We start from the raw sequence: 21,311 nt of genomic DNA, 5'->3' as shown, positions 1-21,311 counted from the left end.
CCTTAGCCCGCTGATTTGTCTTGCGCTGCGGCGCGTGCCTGGGTCAGCCAGTCATTGACCAGGGCCTGGTGTCCCTTGAGCCAGGCATCGGCGTGGCGTTCCACATCCGCCGGCTTGTTCTGTCCCTTGTTCATCAGGCCATTCTGGATGTTGATGTCGTTCAACGGCAGCTTGACGATGCTGAACAGCTTGGCCGCCGCCGGGTTGGCATCGGTGAAGGCCTTGTTGGCGACTATGTGCATGGTGTTGACGGCAAAACCGTAGTTCTTGCCGTTGGGCAGCCGGGTCTTGGCCGCCTCCTTGGCATCGGAGGGCACCTCCAGCCACACTACATCCTTGCCCGGCACCAGCTCGCTGCTGAGCCAGTAGGGGGTCCAGGTGTAGTAGAGCACCGGCTTGCCAGCCTGGTATCGGGCCAGGGTATCGGCGATCAGGGCCGCGTAGTTGCCCTGCTTGTGGGTGACGGTCGGGGTCAGGCCGAACTCGTCCAGATGATGGTTGATGGCCCCTTCACAGCCCCAGCCCGGGTTGCAGCCCACCAGATCGGCCTTGCCGTCGCCATCGCCGTCAAACAGCGCCGCCAGCTTGGGATCCTTGAGCTGGCCCAGGTTGGTGATGCCGTACCGGGCCGCTGTCTTCTTGTCGATGAGGTAACCCTGGGCGGCGCCGGCCACATAGGTGCCCTGACGGAAGAACACCTTGTCGCCCCCCGCCTGCTCGTACTTGTTGTCCTGCAGCGGTATCCAGTTGAAGGCGAGGAAGGTGCCGTCCCCCTGCGCCACCGAGGCGTAGGCCACGTTGTAGTCCACCTCCTGGGCGGGCTGCACCTCGTAGCCGAGACGACCCATCAGCTTGCTGACCAGCAGGCTCTGGAAGGCCTCCTCCGGCAAGGAGCTCTGCAGAGGCTGCACCTTGACCCCCTCCCCCGGCTGCGCTGTGCTGGCCATGGCGAGGGAACTCAGCAGCAGGGCGCTCAGGGTCAATCCTTTGGTGATCTGTTTCATGCATTTACTCCTTTGTAATCGAGGGATTTGCCGCGGCCGCACAGGCGCAGCAGCAGGGCGACGGGACCGCGCTGATACCAGCGGCCGACCCGGCTGCGATCCGGCTGCCCCATCGCCTGGGTCAGGCGGTCGAGGACTATGGCCAGCAGCACTATGCCGAGGCCGCCGATGGAGGCGAGCCCCATGTCGAGGCGGCCTATGCCGCGCAGCACCATCTGCCCCAGACCGCCGACCGCAATCATGGAGGCGATCACCACCATGGAGAGCGCCAGCATCAGGGTCTGGTTGACCCCGGCCATGATGGTGGGCATGGCGAGCGGCAGCTGTACCTTGAACAGCAGCTGGGAGGGGCTGGCACCGAACGAGTGGGCCGCCTCCACCAGATCGGCGGGCACCTGGCGGATGCCCAGCATGGTGAGACGGATCATCGGGGGCAGGGCGAAGATGACGGTCACCACCACCCCGGGCACATTGCCGATGCCAAACAGCATGACGATGGGGATGAGGTAGACGAAGGCCGGGGTGGTCTGCATGGCATCCAGCAGCGGCCGGGTCCAGGTGGAGAGCCGCTCGCTACGGGCCAGCAAAATGCCGACCGGCAAGCCTATCAACACGCAGAAGAAGAGGGAGGTCAGCACCAGGGACAGGGTCACCATGGCATCGGACCAGGCGCCGATAAGGCCGATCCCAACAAGAGACGCGAGCGTGCCGAGCGCCATGCGGCCGCCCACCAGCTGCCAGGCGATCAGGGTCAAGAGCCCCATCATCAGGGTGGAGGGCACAGTCTGCAGCAGCTGGGTCATGGCCCCCAGGGCCAGCTCCACAGGGGCGCGGATCAGCTGGAACAGGGGTCGCAGGTTCTCCACCAGCCAGCCGATGCCCCCCTCGACCCAGGTATCCAGCGGCACCAGGGCCTGCTGGAAGGGATCCAGCCAGTCGACGGCGGCACTGTTATCGACGACTGCGATCTGGCTCTGCCAGTCTGCCGCCTCTGTGGCCGTACTGCCCCAGGGATCCTCGACAGTGGTGGTGGTGGTCGCAGCGCCCCAGGGATCGGCCTGCGCCTCGTCGGCCCAGGCGGGAGCGCTCGTCAATAGCAACAGCGCCAGCAAGCCGGTCAACAGACGGTTCAAGAGGTTGAGATTCATACCGGGGTACTCCTGTCCAGGGTGTTGAGCAGATTGGCCTTGGAGATGAGTCCCAGATAGGTGCCATCCTCCTCGACCACGGGCACCTGGCAGGGTGCGGCGGCCACCTGGCTGATGAGTTCGTTGAGGGCGGTGTCGGCTAGGATGGGCTGGATGTCCGCCAGCAGCGCCTGCTCCAGGCTCCCCTTGTCACGGACCGCCTGACCGAGCGACTCGACCGAGACGACCCCGAGGAAGCGGCGGCTGCGATCCACCACATAGCCGTACTCCCGCTCCAGCTCCTTGAGCTGGCGCAGGGCATTGCCCGGCCCGTCGGTGGTGTGTTTCTTGATAAGCGGCATCTGCTTGCGGCTGGCCACATCCCGGGCGCTGAAGACGTTGGCGAGATCCACCCCGCGAAAGAAGGCGCGCACATAGTCGTTGGCGGGCTGGTTCAGGATCTCGTCCGGGGTACCCACCTGAACCAGCTGGCCATCCTGCATGATGGCGATGCGATCGCCGATGCGCATCGCCTCGTCCAGATCGTGGGAGATGAAGACTATGGTGCGCTGCTGGCTCGCCTGCAGCTTGAGCAGCTCGTCCTGCATCTCGGTGCGGATCAGGGGATCCAGCGCCGAGAAGGCCTCGTCCATCAGCAGTATGTCCGGGTCATTGGCCAGCGCCCGGGCCAGGCCGACCCGCTGCTTCATGCCGCCGGAGAGGGCGTCGGGGAAGGCGTCGATCCACTGTCCCAGACCCACCTGATGAAGTGCCTGACGGGCACTCTGCTGGCGCTCCGCCAGCGGCACCCCGGCCAGCTCCAGGCCGAAGGCGGTGTTTTCCAGCACGCTCAGGTGGGGCATCAGGGCGAAGGACTGGAACACCATGCTGATCTTCTTGCGGCGCACCTGGCGCAGTTCGCGCTCCGAGATGGCGGCTATGTCCTCGCCATCGATCAGCACCTGGCCACGGGTCGGCTCGATCAGCCGGTTGAAGAGACGCACCAGGGTGGACTTGCCCGAGCCGGAGAGGCCCATCACCACGAAGATCTCACCCTCGTGGATGGCCAGATTGACATCCTGGACCCCCAGGGTCTGCCCGGTCTTTTGCAGTATGCTGGCGCGGTCGTGCCCTTTCGCCAGCAATTTGAACGCTTTTTCCGGATGTTCTCCGAAGATTTTATAGAGCGATTTCACTTCGAGTTTGACTGTCATACTGTCCTTTTTTTATGGCCGGCATATTGCTGATCCTGCTGCCGAACGCGCACCAATTATTTTCAACACTAAACAATTAAGCCAAATAACAAAAGAACCATAAGAGTCCACAAAAACAAGTTTAGACATAAATAACTGATTTTTATAACTTATTTAAGGCAACAAAAATTCAACAGATGAACGAAATAGATCGGAAAAATATGAGATAGCTGCATAAATAGTCCGTTTATTATCCATATCATGAGTGGAATCAAGGGGGTGAGGGGCATAAATGAGGGTAACCCCCGGACAGAGGCCCCCTTTCATCAAGGCCCATAAAACAATTACAACATTAATCATATTTAATCCCTGTGAAGGGGGCATTAAGGGGAGGCTTGAGCAGGAAAGGGGCCTGTGCGGGGCGCGGCGGCAAAGTCGCAAAAAAAAGCCCCTCGCAGTGGAGGGGCCTTGCTGATGGGAGGGATTAGCGTCGCTGCCAGGTTTCGAAGCAGTAAGGATGAGGGTTCTTCTCGTCGGGCTGATGGGGATCGCTCTCGGTGCGCACCCAGTCCCCCTCATCGAAGGCGGGGAAGCGGGTGTCCCCTGCCACCGCCAGATCGATGCGTGTCAGATAGAGACTGTCGGCTCGCGGCAGCAACTGACCATAGAGGTGACCACCGCCGATCACCATCAGCTCCTCTGGCGCCTCGGCCTCAGATAAGGTGGCCAACACTTCGTCGACGGATGAAAAAACCTCTACGCCTGGCGCTTTGAACCCTGGATTACGGCTAATGACCAGGTTTCGACGCCCGGGCAGCGGGCGACCTATGGACTCGAAGGTCTTGCGCCCCATCAACACCGGCTTGCCCAGGGTCACCCGTTTGAAGTGGGCCAGATCCGCCGGCAGGTGCCAAGGCATCTGGTTGTCCAGGCCGATCACCCGATCGTGGGCCATGGCGGCAATCATGGAGATTTTCATGGTGTCAGCCTCTCACACAACCATTCATATTATGGGCCGGTTACGGTACACGACCAGGGAGGGTATCGCCAGCCCGAAGCTCAATGCGCCTACTATAAAGATAGCCTTCAAACCGTTCTCCACCGCGCTCTGGATAAGCTCCATGGTCACCCCCGAGATGTTGAGCTCCACTATGGCTATCATCGCCTTGAAGGCATAGCTGCCGGGGATCATGGGGATGATGGAGGCGACGCTGAACACCGGACGCGGCGCCAGCAACCGGCGCGACCAGTAGACGCAGACAAAACCGACAGTGGTCGCCGCCGCCAGGGTGGCCCACTCGATAGGCATGCCATAGTGGATGAGCAGGGTGCGCAGGCTGTGGGCCAGGGCGCCGCCCATGGCACAATACTTCAACATCCTCGGCGGCACGTTGAACAGCATGGCAAAGCCCACTGCCGGAATGGCCGACCAGAAGGCATCCTTGGCCAGCAGCCAGATCAAATCCATCATACCCTCCACCCCCAGATCCCGGTGACCGACATGGCGAGAATAATGCCTATCGCCGCGCTGATGGTGAGCAGGGTCGCCATGCCCCAACGGGCCAACCCCAGGTTGAAGTAGCCCTTCACCATGTCGGAAACCGCATTGATGAGCGGAAAACCCGGCACCAGCAGCAAGACGCTGGCCGCCATGGCGAGATAGGGTTGGTCTCCCCACTGGAAGTAGGTGGCGCAGGAGGCGATCAGGGTGGCGACGAAGCCGGTCGCGGCGAAGTTGATGAGCGGACTGTGGTGATGGCGAGCCATCAGCTGGCGCACTCGCATCGCCACCGCAGCGGCGATGAAGGTCACCAGGAAGATGGGCCAGTCGCCGCCGAACAGCAGACTGAAGGCGCCGCAGGAGAGCCCCACCATGGGCACCACCAGCCAGGGGTGATAATGGAATGGCACTATGCCGTCGAGCCGCTGGCGCACCTCCCGCACACCGATCAGCTCCTTCTCCGCCAGGATGCAGATGCGCTGGACCTCGCACACCACCTGCATGTTGATCCCCTGATCCCGCACCCGGCGGGTGGTGGTGACGCAACTCCCCTGATAGAGGCTGGTGAGCACTATGGCACTGGCGGAGATGGCCATCTCGACGCTCTCCAGCCCCAGCGCCAACCCGAGCCGGACCGTGGTCTGCTCTATGATGCGCCCCTCGGCACCATGCTGGGCCAGCAACTGACCCACCTTGACGATGATCCGGGTGATCTCTGTCTGTTGCTCCCGCGACAGCACCCTTCTTGGTGTGATACTTCTCATAATCCCTTAGAGTCGTAGCAAGATGAAATGTGCCGAGATATTACCCCAAGCGTTATATTCCTTCATCCATATCTGCGAATTTAGCAGGCCGCCATGTTATTAAATGAGTGTGCAATGTGAATTTGCAGCAAATAAAAAACAAACCACCCTGTTTATTAACATTGGGTGGTTTGCGCTGAAGAAAATATTGAAAATAGCGGAGCAGGGTGGCGGCCAATAAATTATTTATTCCTCGGATGATCCGCCAGCACTATCACATTGTCTGGCGGCAGCCTCTCTTCGGCTTGCGCCAGAGACTCCTCCTGCAGCTGAATGATGTGGCGGCGCATGGCATACACGGAGTCGTGCATCATGTTGGCAATCCGGATGCAGCTGTCGAGATTGTTCCTGGCCAGACGGCGCTGGCAATCGATGCGAAACTGCAGGCCCCGCAGTCGCCGCTGCCGATCCGGCCCCACCTGCGCTATCAGGGCCTCTATCTGCTGGTGCAGCAAGGCATCGAGCCGCTCCGGCTCGGCCAGGGCCCAGTGTTTTAGCGTATCAAAATCTGGCAGCTCCATATCCCCTCCTGGCCAGACGCCTCCCACATCCAAGTGCGACCACGCCCGGCACATCATTTCGCTGTCCATAGGAAGGTTATATAAGATGGTGGGGATTTTGGGTCTGTCGGCTCCGAGTCACAGGAGTCCGCTTTTTCATCCAGTGGGCGGATATTGGGCGAGAGGAAAGATTAATTCTTTAGGATTCATGAAATTATAGTGATGCCCCATGCGTCACTTTTTTTATAAATTTTAAAGGCTTTTATGGCTCTTCTTATTCCCTATTCATCGATAGCGAATAGATCTGCTTTTCGTTCGACTCTCAATTTAGACCTTGCCATGTCGCACCCAAGCCGATGGTTTAACATATCTCACTGATTATGTTATTTTATTTACCACTTTTTCCAATGACCAAGGGTTGAGCATGAGCAAGGCAAGAATCGGTATAGTCACCGTCAGCGATCGCGCCAGCGCGGGCATCTATGAAGATCTCTCCGGCAAGGCCATCATCGACACCCTTGACGCCTATCTGACCTCGGAGTGGGAACCCGTCTATCAGGTGATCCCGGATGAGCAGGATCAGATTGAGGCGACCCTGGTTCGGCTGGCGGATGAGGAGTCATGCTGCCTCATCGTCACCACGGGCGGCACAGGGCCGGCCAAGCGGGATGTGACGCCGGAAGCCACCGAAGCCGTGTGCGATCGCATGATGCCGGGCTTTGGCGAACTGATGCGGGCCGAGTCACTCAAGTTCGTGCCCACCGCCATTTTGTCACGCCAGACCGCCGGCCTGCGCGGCAGCTCCCTCATCGTCAACCTGCCGGGCAAACCCAAGTCCATCCGTGAGTGCCTGGATGCGGTCTTCCCTGCCATTCCCTACTGCATCGACCTGATGGACGGGCCCTATCTCGAGTGCGATGAAGCCGTCATCAAGCCATTCCGCCCCAAGAAATAGCTAAATGGACGGGGGATGTTAAGCCCCCGTCCCTCTCTTATTTGCGGCCGTACACCTTGACCCCCGCCTTGCTCCCTTCCGAATTGCCATAAACCTCGATCCGCTTGATGCAGACCCGGCTGCCGAGGGACTTCCAGCCGGACTCCTGATCCTCTTTCAGGCTCTTGTCAAAATGCAGTGTCTTGCTGCGGTCATTGCCGTAGATCACCTTGACCCTGTCGAGGGTCAGCTCCCGCCCCGCCTTGACCATGATGGACTTGGCTGGCCGGCAGGCGAGCATGGGAATGATGGCAGCATGGTCGCCCACCCCGAGCAGCATGGTCTTGCCCAGCCGAAATTCATCATCGGCCATGGCCGGGGACACAACCCCGCCGAGCAGCGCCATCGGCACCAGGATACGCAAGACACGGGTGAAGGGGGATGAGGGATGAAGAGAAAACAGAGCTGACATTATGCCTCCTGAAAAAAAGGGGCATGATAAGGGCCCATAGCCAAACCCAAGCTGTACTGGAGCTGTACCAGTGGGCAAAGCAATAGCCAGGCGAGGCTCATGCCGATGATGGCACCTCACACCCGGGACCTGTGATGACGGGGACTCAGGCCCCCGTCATCACCTCTGGGGAGACTAGTTGCCCCACATGGTCATCAGCTGGGATTCCATGGCCTCTTCCGGCTCATCCGGCAGCGCGGTGAAGAAATCGAGCCCGGTCTGCTCCTCCACCGCATCCACAGTCACTATGTAGTCCGCAAGCCGGCTGGCCGACACATTCTCCTGGGGCAGGATGAAGGCGATGGCTTCCTGATTCGCTACATCCATCACCACCCTGTAATAGGCGTGGGGCACAGTCACGCCGTTGCCGATGGCGCCATCGGAGTTGGTGAAGATGGGGCCGGTGATCACCTGAACATTCTCATAGGCGATGGCCCACTGCCGGGTCTTCTCTTCCAGGATGCGCCAGGCCCCCTGATTGAGGGCCGGCAACTGCGGCGTCATGTTGGTCAGCAGGAAGCTCTGCTTCATGGTGGTGGCGCTGGTGCGCATGTCCGCCGCGGGCGCCTGATGGCCGCGATCAAAGCCCGAGCCCTTGTAGTCCGCTAGGGTGGCGCGGTACTGCACCGGCACTTCCTTGTCTTCGGCGAAGGCATCTTTGCGCGGCACCTGCCCCTGGGCGCTGGCCGCCGTCATCCGGTAAGAGACCCAGTCAGAGACCTTGGTGTCGTAGTTGTAACCGGCGGCATAGCCCTCCCGGCAGAGCAGCCGACTGGATTGACCTGGCACCCCTAGGGTGACGTGATCCTTGCACTGAAAGCCCGCCGCCAGGGTCGGGAAAGTGGTGAGAGCAAATCCGATAGCCAGAACCAATTTATTGATATTATTCATTATTATGCCACTCCTTGTGTTAGGCGGAGTGATTTGACACCAGGTCGGATGAGCAAGGCAATCGCACAAATAGCGAGCAATCCGGAAATGTGAGGGGGGCGGCAGATCGGTGAAATCCCTGTCGCCAGCTGGGGGATTGCCATCCCGTTCTCGCTGTGACAGGAACGGCACTTTGACTTGGTTATCAGATAGATAGGTAGACAACAAGCGGAGCCACCGGCTCCGCCACTCTCCTCATTCCGCTCAGCTCTTCACCTCAGGCCTGGGGGTATCGGGCCGGGACGGCGGCAGTATGGGCAGCACTATCTGCGGCTGCTCCCCGGTCAGGCTCTCGAGGTAGGCGGTCATGTCGTCGGCCTCCTGCTCGCTCAGGCGCTGGCCGAGCTGGATGTCCGCCATGATCTGCACCGCCTCCTTGAGATCCCAGACGGCGCCGTCGTGGAAGTAGGGGTAGGTCAGTTCTATGTTGCGCAGGGTGGGCACCTTGAACCAGCCGATGAGCTGCGGCTCGCCGGTCACGGCGCCGCGCCCCTGGGCCGGGTTGTCGGTCTGGTAGTGCTTGACCAGCCCCATCTTCTGGAAGGTGTTGCCACCTATGGCGACCCCGTTGTGGCAGGCGGTGCAGCCCTTCTCCTTGAACAGCTGATAGCCCTTCAGTTGCTGCGCCGTCAGCGCCTTGCCGTCCCCCTTCAGCCAGCGATCGAAGGGGGCATTGGGGGTGATCAGGGTCTCCTCGAAGGCGGCGATGGCATCGGTGACTTCATCTATGCCGAAGTCCGCCTTGCCATAGACAGCATCGAAGCGGGCGCGGTACTCGGGCAGGGTGTGCAGGGTGCCCACCGCCAGCTTGTGGGTGAAGGCCATCTCCAGCGGGTTTTCGATGGGCCCGGCCGCCTGCTCCTTGAGATCCTTGGCGCGACCATCCCAGAACTGCACGAAGTTGAGGCTGGAGTTGAGCACGGTCGGGGAGTTGATCGGCCCCTCCTTCCACTTGTGGCCGAGGGAGCTGACCTGATTATCCACCCCGCCGGTTGCCAGGTTGTGGCAGGAGTTGCAGGAGATGGCATTGGATTTTGACAGTCTGGGCTCGAAGAACAGCATCTTGCCCAGCTCGACTTTCGCCGGGTCTTTCACCTTGGCGGCCTCGACCGCTTGTATCGGCTCACTCGCCCACCCCATCCCGGGCAAGGCCAGTGCCAGCAGCAGACAATATTTATTCATCTTTTTTCTCTCCCTTGAGTCTGCGAACAATCGCAGCCTCAGCCTGCCCGGGAAAGGTTGTCTTTTATTTGCCCAAGATCAATATAGGCCACAAAAACCACAATAAAAACAATGCATTGATTTATTTCAGACGGAATAATGGCGGGGACTTGCGAGGTAAAAACAAGCTGAATTTCGATGAGTGAATTATGAGCTAATTCATCAGCAACGACAGCCTATTAATTAGATTGCTGTCATTGAATAAAGCGATTATTCAATATGCAGTGGCGACCGCCCGTTAATTAGATCCATTTAATATGCATTATAAATATGGTCAGCTGTCGCCATCAATAATAAAGAAGCCGGTCTGAGCCGCTGTTCCCATTATTTCAGACGATGCCATTTGTTATTCCTTCACTAAATCAAGGAGGCGAATGGTTGTGCTTTTCAATCAAGATAAGGATATATGATGAGAAAGTCCCTGCTGGCCGGCGCCCTGCTGCTCTGCCCCACTGCCTTCGCCGCTACTGTGCACTGGGAATACAGTGGTGAGGCCGGCCCGGCGAAATGGGCAAGGCTGACCCCGGAGTTTGGCCAGTGCGCCGGCAGCAACCAGTCGCCGGTCAACCTCACGGCTCTGGTGGAGGCCGAGCTGGCGCCGCTGCAGTTCCACTACCTGCCAGGTGGCAAGACGCTGGTCAACAACGGCCACACGGTACAGGTCAACTATGCCCCCGGCAGCACGCTGCAACTCGACGGCATGGCCTTCGAGCTCAAGCAGTTCCACTTCCACGCTCCCAGCGAGAACCTCATCGAGGGCAAGTCCTACCCCCTGGAGGGGCACCTAGTCCATGCCAATGGCAAGGGGGAGCTGGCGGTGGTGGCGGTGATGTTCGAGGCGGGCCGCGCCAACCCGGCCCTGAGCCAGGCCTGGCAGGCGCTGCCGACCAAGGCGGGGGAAACTCGTGCCCTCAAGGTGCCGCTCTCGGCAGAGCAACTGCTGCCCACCCAGCGCGACTACTACCGCTTCAGCGGCTCGCTGACCACACCGCCCTGCTCGGAAGGGGTACGCTGGCTGGTGATGAAGCAGCCGGTGCAGGTGAGTCAGGCCCAGATCGACGCCTTCAAGGCGGTGATGCACCACCCCAACAACAGACCCGTCCAGCCCCTCAACGGGCGCCAGGTGCTGCAATAGGGTTTTATGTAAGCGATTTTCGCAATAGAAAGAGGGCCAACAGGCCCTCTTTTGCATTCACCGCGAGTCGTTAGAGGCTAGCGGCGATGCGCGCCCCCAGGGCGGCGTTGTTCAGCACCAGCTGGATGTTGGCCGCCAGGGAGTTGCCGCCGGTCAGCTCGCACACCCGGGCCAGCAGGAAGGGGGTGGATGCCTTGCCCTTGACGCCCTGCTCGTCCGCCTCACGCAGTGCCTGGGCAATAGCCGCATCTATGTCGGCCTTGGGCATGGCAAACTCGGTCGGGATCGGGTTGGTGACCACGGCACCACCGGCCAGCCCCAGCTCCCATTTCAGGCGCAGCGCCTCGGCAATGGCCGCCGGGGTGTCGAGGCGGTAATCCACCTTGAAGCCACTCTCGCGGGTGTAGAAGGCGGGCAGCTCCTCGGTCTGGTAGCCGATGACGGGCACCCCCTGGGTCTCCAGATATTCCAGGGTCAGGCCGATGTCGAGTATCGACTTGGCACCGGCGCAGACCACGGCCACCGGGGTCTGGGCGAACTCCTGCAGATCCGCCGAGATGTCGAAGGTCTCCTGGGCGCCGCGGTGCACGCCGCCGATGCCGCCGGTGGCGAACACCCGGATCCCCGCCATGGCGGCGATGATCATGGTGGAGGCGACCGTGGTGGCCCCCAGCCCCTTGTTGGCCAGCACGAAGGGGATGTCACGGCGGCTGCACTTGGTGGCGGCGTGACCGGCCTTGCCCAGCGCCTCCAGCGCCCCCGCATCCAGACCCACCTTGAGGCGGCCATCCAGAATGGCGATGGTAGCCGGCACGGCGCCGTTGTCGCGCACCACCTGCTCCACCTGGCGCGCCGTCTCCACGTTCTGCGGATAGGGCATGCCGTGGGAGATGATGGTGGACTCCAGGGCTACGACGGGTTTGCCGGCGGCCAGGGCAGCAGCGACTTCAGGTTGGATATCGAGGTAAGCGTTCAACATGGGTACTCCTCCAGCATGCGTTCAACGGCGGCCTTGGATAGGCCGGAAAAGACGGTATCGGAACAATTGACGGTGAGGGCGGCGCAGCCGAGAGCGAAACGGGTCGTCTCCATGATGCCCTGCTCCTGCAACCAGGCGTGGGCCAGCCCTGCCATGAAGGCATCGCCGCCGCCGGTCACGTTGACGACAGGGCTGCCGAGCACGGGCAGATGGCCCTGGCACTCCCCGTCGCTGTAGAAAATCCCCTGATCCCCGAGACTCAGGAACAGCCGCTGCACCCCGGCGCGGTGGAACCAGGCCGCCGCCATGGGCCAGGTATCTGGCCCGGCTATGGTGAAGCCGCACAGCTGCTCGGCCTCGCTGCGATTCGGTTTGAGGGTGTGGATGCGGTGCAGCCAGGGGCGGATCTTCTCCACCTTGGCCACAGAGACGGTGTCGACGAAGATGATGTGCTCACCTTGGCGCTCGAACAGCCAGTCCAGAGTGTGGGTGGCGAGGTTGGTGTCCAGCACCCAGAGCCGGGCCGCGCCAAGGAAACCGCTGAGCGGGGTCAGCCGGGCCGGGGTGAGTTCGTCGATGATGCCCATGTCGTTGACGGCGCAGCTCATCTCGCCGCTGCCATCGTGCAGGCTGAGGTAACAGGAAGTCGCCTGCCCCTCCAGCACCAGCGCCTGGCGCACGTCGACGCCGGCGCGCTGGCTCACCTCAAGCAGGTGGTGACCGTATTGATCGTTGCCCACAGCCGTCAGCAGCCGGGTGTCGGTGCCGAGCCGCGCCAGGTTCTCGGCTATGTTGCGCCCCACCCCGCCGGCGGAGGTGCGGACCCGGCCCGGGTTCGAGTCGCCGATGCGCAGGTTGTCGTGGCTGCAGCCGCAGATGTCCATGTTGGCACCGCCGATCACCACTGCGTAGGGCCCCTCGCGCAGCACATAGCCGCGCCCCTGCACATAGCCCTGGCGCATCAGGCTGGAGATGTGACTCGCCAGCGCCGAGCGGCTGATACCCAGCCTGTCTGCCAGCTCCTGCTGGGCAATCATGGGATCCTGGCGCAGCAGGGCGAGGATCTCTTGTTCACGTTCCGTCATAGACAAACATCCAGTTACAAACGTTTGTCTATTATTTCCGAAAAACGTTTTCCCGCCATCCTCTCGTGCAAGAAATGTCGGGTCAGCCACAAAAAATCACCGGGCAAGCCCGATGATCCTTCATGGGATATGTGCGGCGCACTCAGCCCAGCCGCGCGACACTCAGGGCTGGATAGTCCAGACAGCGACCGTCCATCAGGGCATAGCGCTGCTTGTAATGTCGGGTCAGCAACAAGAACATCACCGGGCAAGCCCGATGATCCTTCATGGGATATGTGCGGCGCACTCAGCCCAGCCGCGCGACACTCAGGGCCGGATAGTCCAGACAGCGACCGTCCATCAGGGCATGGCGCGGCTTGTAATGTCGGGTCAGCAACAAGAACATCACCGGGCAAGCCCGGTGATCCTCAATACGATATACACGACCCGCTCAGCCCAATTGCACCCAGACAGCACCCTCATCCAGCCGCACCGGCCAGCAGGCGACACTCAGGGCCGGATCGTCCAGACAGCGGCCATCCATCAGGGCGTAGCGCTGCTTGTAGAGGGGGGAGGCGACCACGGGCTCGCCCCCGGCGTCTCCCACCAGGCCGCGCCCCAGCACCGGCACGCCGGCCAGAGGGTCCACCCCGTCCAGGGCATAGACATGCTCCCCGAGGCGAAACAGCGCCAGCACCCGCCCCTCCAGCCAGGCGCTGCGCCCGGCCTGCTCCGGCAGGGCAGCCAGCTCGCACACCCTATGCCACTGCCCATGCTCGGGGTGCGCTGTGCATTCCTTGAAATCCTTCATACCACCTCCTTGATACTGATATCCGGTACCCACTGGCCCCGCTCCTCACGGCGCGGCGGCGTCTCGTCCTCGGGCCGGTTGACGAAGGCCTCGAACAGCTTCAGCTTGTCCGGATCCGCCAGTGTGCTCTTCCACTCGCACTGCCAGGTGCCGACTATCTCCCCCATCATGGCCTCCAGCTCGGCCCCTATGCCGAGCCTGTCCTCGATGACAACCGACTTGAGGTAGTCGAGCCCCCCCTCCATGCCCTCCATCCAGACCGAGGTGCGCTGCAGCCGATCCCCGGTGCGCACGTAGAACATCAGTAGCCTGTCTATGTAGCGGATCAGGGTCTGCTCGTCGAGATCGGTGGCAAAGAGATCGGCGTGACGCGGCCGCATGCCGCCGTTGCCGCACACATAGAGGTTCCAGCCGCGCTCGGTGGCGATGACGCCTATGTCCTTGCTCTGGGCCTCGGCGCATTCCCGGGTGCAGCCTGAGACCGCAAACTTCAGCTTGTGGGGGGCACGCAACCCCTTGTAGCGGTGCTCCAGGGTCTGGGTCAGAGTCATGGAGTCCTGCACCCCGTAACGACACCAGGTAGAGCCCACACAAGACTTCACGGTGCGCACCGACTTACCGTAGGCCTGGCCAGTCTCGAAGCCCGCCGCCACCAGCTCGCCCCAGATGGCGGGCAGCTGGTCAACCCGGGCACCGAAGAGATCTATGCGCTGGCCGCCGGTGATCTTGGTGTAGAGGCCGTACTTGCGCGCCACCTCCCCTATGGTAATGAGCCCGTCCGGGGTGATCTCCCCACCCGGGATGCGCGGCACTACTGAGTAGGTGCCGTCCTTTTGCAGGTTGGCGAGGAAGGCGTCGTTGGTGTCTTGCAAAGCGCGGTGGGGCTTCTCCAGCACGTGCTCGTTCCAGAGGGACGCCAGTATGGAGGCGACCGTCGGCTTGCAGATGTCGCACCCCAGCCCCTGACCGTGCTTGTCCCGCAGCGCCTCGAAGCTCTTCAGCTCGCCGACCCGGGCCAGGTGATAGAGCTCCTGGCGGCTGTAGGCGAAGTGCTCGCACAGCCCCTTGTCCGCCTCGACGCCAAGGTCCGCCAGGGTCTGATCCACCACCTGCTTGAGCAGGTTGCCGCAGCCGCCGCAACCGGTGCCCGCCTTGGTGCAGCTCTTCACTGCCCCCAGCTCGTGATTGCCCGCCCGAACGGCGGCCACCACCTCCCCCTTGCTGACGTTGTGGCAGGAGCAGAGGATGGCGCTGTCAGGCAGCACCAGAGGCGCCGCCGCGACGCCCGCTTCCCCCACCAGCAGGGAGAGCGGCGGCTGGGGCAGCGCCACCCCGTTCTGGTAATACTGCAGCAGCCGCTCATAATCACTGCCGTCCCCCACCAGGATGGCGCCGAGCAGCCGATTGCCCTCGCCGTCGGTCACCAGCTTCTTGTAGATGCCCTTGACCCTGTCCAGCAGCAGCAGCTCCTGGGCCCCGGCGGTGCTGGCGTGGGCGTCACCGATGGAGCCCACGTCCACCCCCATCAGCTTGAGCTTGGTGGACATGTCCGCCCCCACGAAGCGGCTCTCGCCGCCGCACAGGCTGGCCACGGCGGCCCGGGCCATCTGGTAGCCGGGGGCCACCAGCCCGAAGATGCGTCCCTGCCAAAGCGCGCACTCGCCTATGGCGAGGATGGCGGGATCCGAGCTGTGGCAGCCGTCGTCGATGCAGATGCCCCCGCGCTCCCCGACCTCCAGCCCTGATTGCCGGGCCAGGGCGTCGGCGGGACGGATGCCCGCCGAGAACAGCAGGACGTCGGTCTCAAGGTGGGAGCCGTCCTTGAAGCGCAGGCGATGGCGAGCCTGCTCCCCCTGCTCTATGCACTCGGTGGCCTTCTCCACCAGCACCTCGACCCCGAGGGCCTGGATCTTGTCCCGCAGCACGGCGCCGCCGCTCTCGTCGAGCTGCACCGGCATCAGCCTGGGGGCGAACTCCACCACCTGGGTCTTGAGCCCGAGCAGGCGCAGGGCGTTGGCCGCCTCCAGCCCCAGCAGGCCGCCACCTATGACCACGCCGCTGCGGGCCTGGGCGCAGGCATCGCGGATGGCGGCAAGATCCCCCAGGGTGCGGTAGACGAAGCAGCCCTCCCGCTGATGGCCGGGGATGGGGGGCACGAAGGGCACAGAGCCGGTCGCAAGCACCAGACGGTCGTAAGGGAACTGCTCGCCGTTGGCGAGCGTCAGGGTGCGAGCGGCCCGGTCGAGCACCTCCACCTCAGCCCCCAGCCGCAGCGCAATGCCGCTCTCTTCATACCAGGCGGGATCCGCCATGCGCAGCGCCTCCGGGGCCTTGCCGCCGAATACCTCGGAGAGGTGCACCCTGTCGTAGGCGGAGTCCGGCTCGGCCCCGAACACCGTCACCTCGAAGCATGCCAGCCCGCCGGCCGCCACCAGCTGTTCGATAAAATGGTGACCCACCATGCCGTTGCCCACCACCAGCAGGCGCTGCTTACCGGCCTTTTCGGGGGATCCGGCGCTCTGGCGATCGTTAAGATCCATGCCGTCGCCTACCACCCACAGTTGCTCTTTGTCAGCCATATCTCTCTTCCTTGAATCCGTTGGGGCTCAGGCGCGCAGCTTGCTGCGCACTTTCTCGGCCGCCTTGAGGGGGGTCACCTTGCGCTGCTTCTCGTAGAGGAAGCGCAGCACCTGCTGGCGCAGCTTGTGGTAGTGGGGATCGTCCGCCAGGGCGACCCTGTCTCTGGGCCTTGGCAGGTCCACTGTCAGTATCTCCCCGACTGTGGCACTGGGGCCATTGGTCATCATGCAGATGCGATCGGAGAGCAACACCGCCTCGTCCACGTCGTGGGTGATCATGATAACGGTGTTGCCAAGCTCCGCCTGAATAGCCATCAGGGCATCCTGCAGATGGGCCCGGGTCAGGGCGTCGAGGGCGCCGAACGGCTCGTCCATCAGCAGCACCTTGGGGGAAAGGGACAGCGCCCGGGCTATGCCGACCCGCTGCTTCATGCCCCCCGACAGCTCATGGGGCATCTTCCGGCTGGCGTGGTCCATCTGCACCAGGGAGAGGTAGTAATCCACCCGCTCCGCCACCGCCCGCCGGTTCGGCTCAACCTGCCCCACCGCCAGCGCCACGTTCTGCTGGACGCTGAGCCAGGGCAGCAGGGCGTGGTTCTGGAACACCATGGCCCGCTCGGGCCCCGGCCCCGCCACCTCGCGGCCATCGAGTATGATGCCGCCGAGGGTCGGCTCCAGCAGCCCGGCCACCAGGTTGAGCACCGTGCTCTTGCCGCAGCCCGAGTGACCTATGAGGGAGACGAACTCTCCCTTCTCGATGCGCAGGTTGACCCGGCTGAGGGCCTCGAAGCTGCCCTGCTCCGTCTCGAACGAGATGCCGACGTCGCTTATCTCCAGATAACTCTTCATTGGCTCTTCTCCTGCCTGAATAGGAATGTGATTAACGCAGCACCTGGCCACTGCTGCAGGGCCTGTGCTGCCTTGGTTGCCCTAGCGCAACACCTGGCGCTTGTCCCAGGAGAGCCACTGCTGCAGAGCCAGCATGCCCCTGTCCAGGGCGCAGCCGATGAGGCCTATGGTGATCACCGCCACCATGATGCGGGCCAGGGAGGCCGATCCGCCGCTCTGGAACTCGTCCCACACGAACTTGCCGAGCCCAGGGTTCTGGGCCAGCATCTCGGCCGCGATCAGCACCATCCAGGCCACCCCCAAGGAGAGCCGCAACCCGGTGAAGATCATGGGGAGGGCACCGGGCAGCACTATGCGCCGCACATGGGTCACAAAGGAGAGCCGCAGCACCCGGCTGACGTTGTGCAGATCCCTGTCCAGCCCCGCCACCCCCACCGCCGTGTTGATCAGGGTCGGCCAGAGGGAGCAGAGGGTCACCGTCAGGGCCGAGGTGAGGAAGGACTTGGCGAGCCAGGGGCTGGGGTTGGCGTAGAGGGCACTCACCACCAGCGTGATGAGGGGCAGCCAGGCCAGGGGTGACACCGGCTTGAGCAGCTGGATCACCGGGTTGGCGGCGCGATAGAGCCCCTGGTTCATGCCGAGCAACACCCCGCACGGGATGGCGATCAGAGTCGCCAACCCAAAGCCGCACAGCACAGTGAGCAGGCTGGTCGCTATCTGATCGAAGAAGGTGGGGCGCCCTGTGTAGGGGCGCAGCTTCACCTCGGCCGCCGGATCCGCCGCCAGCCTTGCAGCGTTGCGCGCCTGCTGGCGCTCGAGGAAGGCCGCCGCCCTCTCTCGCTCGGCCAGGTGATCCTGACCCAGGGACCAGAACTGGCTTGCGGTGGCCACCGGCCCGGGCAGGGTGCCCAGACTGGTCTGCACCTGGCTCGCCCCCCACTGCCAGAGGCCGAGGAAGAGCAGCACGCCCAGCAGGGGCTGCACCATGACTTTCCAGTTGACGGCTTTCCAATGGATGAGTGGCCACTTGTGTCGGTTCATTGGGTTCTCCTTGCTCATTGCACTCGCTCATCGCCCTTGAGGCCGATGGCAAACTGCTGCAGATAGGCGTTGGGGTGGCGGCCGTCGTAGAGCAAGCCGTCGATAAAGCCATCCTGGGGGCCGCGATAGCCCTGCTCGCTGGCAAAGTCCGGGAAGTCCTGCGCCTTGAGCTTGCCCTCGGCGATCAGTGCCTCGGCGGCCTGGCGATAGACGCCCGGCTGGTAGACGGCCTTGGCCACCTGCTCGAACCAGGCGTCCGGCTTGGCCTCGGGGATCTGACCCCAGCGCCGCATCTGGGTCAGATACCAGATGGCGTCTGAGTAGTAGGGGTAGGTAGCGTGGTGGCGGAAGAAGACGTTGAAGTCCGGCAGCTGACGCTTGTCCCCCTTGGCGTACTCGAAGGTGCCGGTCATTGAGTTCGCAATCACCTGCTCGTCGGCCCCCACGTACTCGGGTTTGGCCAGCAGCTTGGCCGCCTCGCGCCTGTTGCCGTTTTGCTCCGCATCCAGCCACCAGGCCGCCCGCAGCAGCGCCTTCACCAGCCGGACATGGGTGTTGGGGTGGCGCTCTGCCCACTGCCGGGTGACGCCGAACACCTTCTCCGGGTTGTTGCGCCAGATCTCAAGGTCGGTGATGACGGGCACCCCTATGCCCCTGGCGACCGCCTGCTGGTTCCAGGGCTCCCCCACGCTGTAGCCGGCTATGGTGCCCGCCTCCAGGGTGGCGGGCATCTGGGGTGGCGGCGTCACCGACAGCAGCACGTCAGCCTGACGCTGGCCGGAATTGTCGCCCAGCTTGGGCGCATAGAAGCCGGGATGCAGGCCGCCCGCCGCCAGCCAGTACCTGAGCTCGTAGTTGTGGGGGGAGACGGGGAACACCATCCCCATGTTGAAGGGCTTGCCCCCCTGACGGTACTCGGCCACCACGGGCTTGAGGGCCGCGGCGCTCACAGGGGGCGGCACCTGGCCCGCCTTCGCCTTGGGCAGCTGGGGCGCCATGGCGGCCCAGACGCTGTTCGCCACCGTGATGGCGTTGCCGTTGAGATCCATGGCAAAAGCCGTCACCAGCTCGGCCTGGGTGCCGATGCCGATGTGGGCCGCCAGGGGCTGGCCCGCCAGCATCTGGGCGCCGTCCAGCTCGCCGTCTATCACCCGATCCAGCAAGATCTTCCAGTTCGCCTGAGCCTCCAGGGTCACATAGAGCCCCTCGTCCTCGAAGTAGCCCCGCTCGTAGGCCACCGCCAGCGGCGCCATGTCGGTCAGCTTGATGAAGCCGAGCCTCAGCTCCTCCTGCTCCGGAGCCCCCAGCGCCAGTACCGGCAGCGACAGCGTCGCCAGCAGCAAGCCCGTACATCCTTGTCTCTTGTTCATTCGCCTTCCTCGCTCACATCACAGTCATGGGCAGCCGTTCCCCTGCGCCGTTGCAGAGTTGCGACCAAAAAAAAACCTCACCGATCCGGGATCGGTGAGGCCTCTTTGCCCTGTTGCGAGTGACGGGCCCATGGGCACCATCACTCCTTGTATGTTGACTAATTCACTTTCCGTGCCAAATTGGCTAATCCATAGAAACTGGCCCTATCCCGCCTCTTTCCTCCCTGTTTCTCCCCTCGTTTGCCTCAATTAGGCGCAATTGCACCAAAACGGTTTGCCAGCGGGGCGCTCAGGCGGGCAATGCCTGCAGCAGTTGCCGCGCCAGCTCCCCCAGGCTCAGGTGCCGGCTCATGGCGGTGCTGCGCATCAGGCGGTAGGCCTGCTCCTCGTCCAGCCCCTGATGGCGCATCAGGCGCCCCTTGGCCTGCTCGATGAGCCGCCGCTCCTCCAGCTTCTGGCGCAGCTCGCTCTCGGTCTGCATCAGGGTCTGCACCATGGCCAGCTGGCTGCGGGCGAGGCGCAACCACTGCTCCACCGGCTCCCGCTCGCCACAAGGGTGGGGCACCAGCAGCACCCCCTGCTGCAACAGGGCGAGCTGAGTGTCGCCCCCCAGCCGCTCGCAGAACAGCAGGCGCGGCAAGCCGGGCCAGAGGGAGAGGCCGAGGCGCACCTCGGCACCGAACTGGCGGCAACTGACCAGCAGGGCGTCCCCCTGATCCATCGGGGTCAGCAACTGACGAGTGTCGAGTATCCTGGGCTGATGGCCGTAGTGGCTCACCAGCAGGGCCAGGCGATTGGCCTGACCCGGATCATCGGCGTGGATCAGCAGGCGGGAGGGGGGGCCATCCTGGCCCCGGGGAAGAGTAGTCATGGCGCTCCTTGCCAACGGCTATCGCAACGTGTCTGCTGAACATGCCGCAACATGAAGGCCAACTATTTGAATCTACCTCCTTTTTATCTATCCAGAGGTAGTGGGGGTAGAGGGGAAACCCCGGCTCAGGCCACCCGCTCCATGGTCTGATTCAGCAGGGCCTGCAGCTCGGCGCCCAGATTCACCACCTCCCCCATGATCATCAGCACAGGGCTCTGGCCGAGCAGGGCCAGGGCGGCCTGCTCCAGTCCCTCCAGCCGGGCCTGATGGACCTGCTGGCGCGCACTGCACCCGGCTACCACCAGCGCCACCGGCAGATCCCCGGATGCCCCCGCCGCCAGCAGTCCCTGCCGGATCTGGGCCGCCCGCTCCAGCCCCATGTAGAACACCAGGGTGTGGCCGGCCCGGGTCAGCCCCTGCCAGCCCCTATAGTCCCCTTCGTCCATCAGGTGGCCAGTCACCAGGGTCAGGGAGCGCGCCAGCCCCCTGTGGGTCAGGGGGATCAGGGTGCTGGCGGCGCAGCCCAGGGCCGCCGTGATACCGGGCACCAGCTCGGCCTCTATGCCGTGGCGGGCCAGGTGCAGCGCCTCTTCCCCACCCCGGCCGAACACCAGGGGATCCCCCCCCTTGAGGCGCACCACCCGCTTGCCGGTACGAGCCAGGGCCAGCAGCAGGGCGTTGATCTCCTCCTGAGTGGGGCTCGGCTCGCCGCAGCGCTTGCCCACGTCGAAGCGGGCCGCCCCCTGGGGAATGCGGGCCAGGATCTCGCTCCCCACCAGACGGTCATAGACCACCACCTCAGCCGCCTCTATGCGGTGCAGGGCGCGTAGGGTCAACAATTCGAGGGGGCCGGGGCCCGCTCCTACCAGACTGATTTGGCTCATCACA

21 protein-coding genes are annotated in these 21,311 nt (G+C 63.1%); 2 read left to right on the top strand and 19 right to left on the bottom strand.

Annotated elements, in window-relative coordinates; genetic code table 11:
- Positions 1-2: 2 nt before the first annotated feature.
- The 7 genes from proX to OC537_RS00710 all read right to left on the bottom strand — a co-directional run bounded on the left by proX (position 3) and on the right by OC537_RS00710 (position 6,149).
- Entirely contained in the window at positions 3-1,004 is a 1,002-nt protein-coding gene (gene proX, locus OC537_RS00740; protein WP_262108481.1) for a glycine betaine/L-proline ABC transporter substrate-binding protein ProX, read from the bottom strand.
- Positions 1,001-2,152, bottom strand: a complete 1,152-nt coding sequence (gene proW / locus OC537_RS00735) for a glycine betaine/L-proline ABC transporter permease ProW (protein ID WP_262108479.1) — start codon at positions 2,150-2,152, stop codon at positions 1,001-1,003. The genes proX and proW overlap by 4 nt, the downstream gene beginning before the upstream one ends.
- Entirely contained in the window at positions 2,149-3,345 is a 1,197-nt protein-coding gene (gene proV, locus OC537_RS00730; RefSeq protein WP_139746091.1) for a glycine betaine/L-proline ABC transporter ATP-binding protein ProV, read from the bottom strand. Before proV ends, proW begins: the two co-directional genes overlap by 4 nt.
- A gap of 463 nt (positions 3,346-3,808) precedes the next feature.
- Positions 3,809-4,303, bottom strand: coding sequence for a type 3 dihydrofolate reductase (folA, locus tag OC537_RS00725; RefSeq protein ID WP_234690598.1), 495 nt, complete (start codon positions 4,301-4,303; stop codon positions 3,809-3,811).
- 24 nt (positions 4,304-4,327) lie between these two features.
- Complete coding sequence (locus OC537_RS00720) at positions 4,328-4,795, bottom strand: threonine/serine exporter family protein (protein WP_041205157.1); 468 nt, start codon at positions 4,793-4,795, stop codon at positions 4,328-4,330.
- Positions 4,792-5,589: a threonine/serine exporter family protein gene (locus tag OC537_RS00715; RefSeq protein WP_262108469.1), complete on the bottom strand. Its 798-nt coding sequence runs from the start codon at positions 5,587-5,589 to the stop codon at positions 4,792-4,794. Before OC537_RS00715 ends, OC537_RS00720 begins: the two co-directional genes overlap by 4 nt.
- 221 nt (positions 5,590-5,810) lie before the next feature.
- Positions 5,811-6,149: a DUF3135 domain-containing protein gene (locus OC537_RS00710; RefSeq protein ID WP_163147040.1), complete on the bottom strand. Its 339-nt coding sequence runs from the start codon at positions 6,147-6,149 to the stop codon at positions 5,811-5,813.
- Positions 6,150-6,552: 403 nt separating this feature from the next.
- Between OC537_RS00710 and mog the strand changes: the two genes are divergently transcribed.
- Positions 6,553-7,083, top strand: a complete 531-nt coding sequence (mog, locus tag OC537_RS00705) for a molybdopterin adenylyltransferase (protein ID WP_025325984.1) — start codon at positions 6,553-6,555, stop codon at positions 7,081-7,083.
- 37 nt (positions 7,084-7,120) lie between these two features.
- On the opposite strand, the gene OC537_RS00700 is transcribed toward mog, so the two are convergent.
- The 3 genes from OC537_RS00700 to OC537_RS00690 all read right to left on the bottom strand — a co-directional run bounded on the left by OC537_RS00700 (position 7,121) and on the right by OC537_RS00690 (position 9,685).
- On the bottom strand, positions 7,121-7,468 hold the full coding sequence (locus OC537_RS00700) for a DUF2541 family protein (protein WP_262110535.1): 348 nt from the start codon (positions 7,466-7,468) through the stop codon (positions 7,121-7,123).
- A 240-nt stretch (positions 7,469-7,708) separates the two neighbouring features.
- Positions 7,709-8,464: a DNA/RNA non-specific endonuclease gene (locus tag OC537_RS00695; RefSeq protein WP_262108464.1), complete on the bottom strand. Its 756-nt coding sequence runs from the start codon at positions 8,462-8,464 to the stop codon at positions 7,709-7,711.
- 243 nt (positions 8,465-8,707) lie between these two features.
- The gene (locus tag OC537_RS00690) at positions 8,708-9,685 is read right to left on the bottom strand and encodes a cytochrome-c peroxidase (protein WP_163137387.1); all 978 of its coding nucleotides are present in this window, start codon (positions 9,683-9,685) and stop codon (positions 8,708-8,710) included.
- Between the two features lie 448 nt (positions 9,686-10,133).
- Between OC537_RS00690 and OC537_RS00685 the strand changes: the two genes are divergently transcribed.
- The gene (locus OC537_RS00685) at positions 10,134-10,859 is read left to right on the top strand and encodes a carbonic anhydrase (protein WP_262108461.1); all 726 of its coding nucleotides are present in this window, start codon (positions 10,134-10,136) and stop codon (positions 10,857-10,859) included.
- A gap of 70 nt (positions 10,860-10,929) precedes the next feature.
- Here OC537_RS00685 and OC537_RS00680 read toward each other — a convergent pair whose 3' ends face one another.
- The 9 genes from OC537_RS00680 to cobA all read right to left on the bottom strand — a co-directional run bounded on the left by OC537_RS00680 (position 10,930) and on the right by cobA (position 21,307).
- A complete protein-coding gene (locus OC537_RS00680) occupies positions 10,930-11,838 on the bottom strand; it encodes a pseudouridine-5'-phosphate glycosidase (RefSeq protein ID WP_106887678.1) in 909 nt (302 codons plus the stop codon).
- Positions 11,832-12,923, bottom strand: coding sequence for a PfkB family carbohydrate kinase (locus tag OC537_RS00675; RefSeq protein ID WP_163147046.1), 1,092 nt, complete (start codon positions 12,921-12,923; stop codon positions 11,832-11,834). The genes OC537_RS00680 and OC537_RS00675 overlap by 7 nt, the downstream gene beginning before the upstream one ends.
- Positions 12,924-13,353: 430 nt before the next feature.
- The gene (gene nirD / locus OC537_RS00670) at positions 13,354-13,713 is read right to left on the bottom strand and encodes a nitrite reductase small subunit NirD (protein WP_262108457.1); all 360 of its coding nucleotides are present in this window, start codon (positions 13,711-13,713) and stop codon (positions 13,354-13,356) included.
- Complete coding sequence (nirB, locus tag OC537_RS00665; protein WP_262108455.1) at positions 13,710-16,292, bottom strand: nitrite reductase large subunit NirB; 2,583 nt, start codon at positions 16,290-16,292, stop codon at positions 13,710-13,712. Before nirB ends, nirD begins: the two co-directional genes overlap by 4 nt.
- Positions 16,293-16,319: 27 nt before the next feature.
- Complete coding sequence (locus OC537_RS00660; protein ID WP_234568694.1) at positions 16,320-17,141, bottom strand: ABC transporter ATP-binding protein; 822 nt, start codon at positions 17,139-17,141, stop codon at positions 16,320-16,322.
- 81 nt (positions 17,142-17,222) lie between these two features.
- Positions 17,223-18,182 carry an ABC transporter permease gene (locus OC537_RS00655; protein WP_262108452.1) on the bottom strand — a complete coding sequence of 320 codons (960 nt, stop codon included), beginning with the start codon at positions 18,180-18,182 and terminating at the stop codon, positions 17,223-17,225.
- 14 nt (positions 18,183-18,196) lie between these two features.
- The gene (locus tag OC537_RS00650; RefSeq protein WP_262108451.1) at positions 18,197-19,552 is read right to left on the bottom strand and encodes a CmpA/NrtA family ABC transporter substrate-binding protein; all 1,356 of its coding nucleotides are present in this window, start codon (positions 19,550-19,552) and stop codon (positions 18,197-18,199) included.
- A gap of 289 nt (positions 19,553-19,841) precedes the next feature.
- Positions 19,842-20,423 (bottom strand): ANTAR domain-containing response regulator, encoded by a 582-nt coding sequence (locus tag OC537_RS00645; protein ID WP_262108449.1) that lies wholly within the window; start codon positions 20,421-20,423, stop codon positions 19,842-19,844.
- A gap of 125 nt (positions 20,424-20,548) precedes the next feature.
- Positions 20,549-21,307: a uroporphyrinogen-III C-methyltransferase gene (cobA, locus tag OC537_RS00640; protein ID WP_262108447.1), complete on the bottom strand. Its 759-nt coding sequence runs from the start codon at positions 21,305-21,307 to the stop codon at positions 20,549-20,551.
- Between the last annotated feature and the right edge of the window lie 4 nt (positions 21,308-21,311).

The sequence above is a fragment of the Aeromonas sp. Marseille-Q5825 genome (assembly GCF_946892685.1).
Taxonomy (GTDB): Bacteria; Pseudomonadota; Gammaproteobacteria; order Enterobacterales; family Aeromonadaceae; genus Aeromonas; species Aeromonas rivipollensis.
The sequence above is the reverse complement of the archived record's forward strand: the minus strand, read 5'-3'. Positions and strand labels throughout refer to the sequence as shown.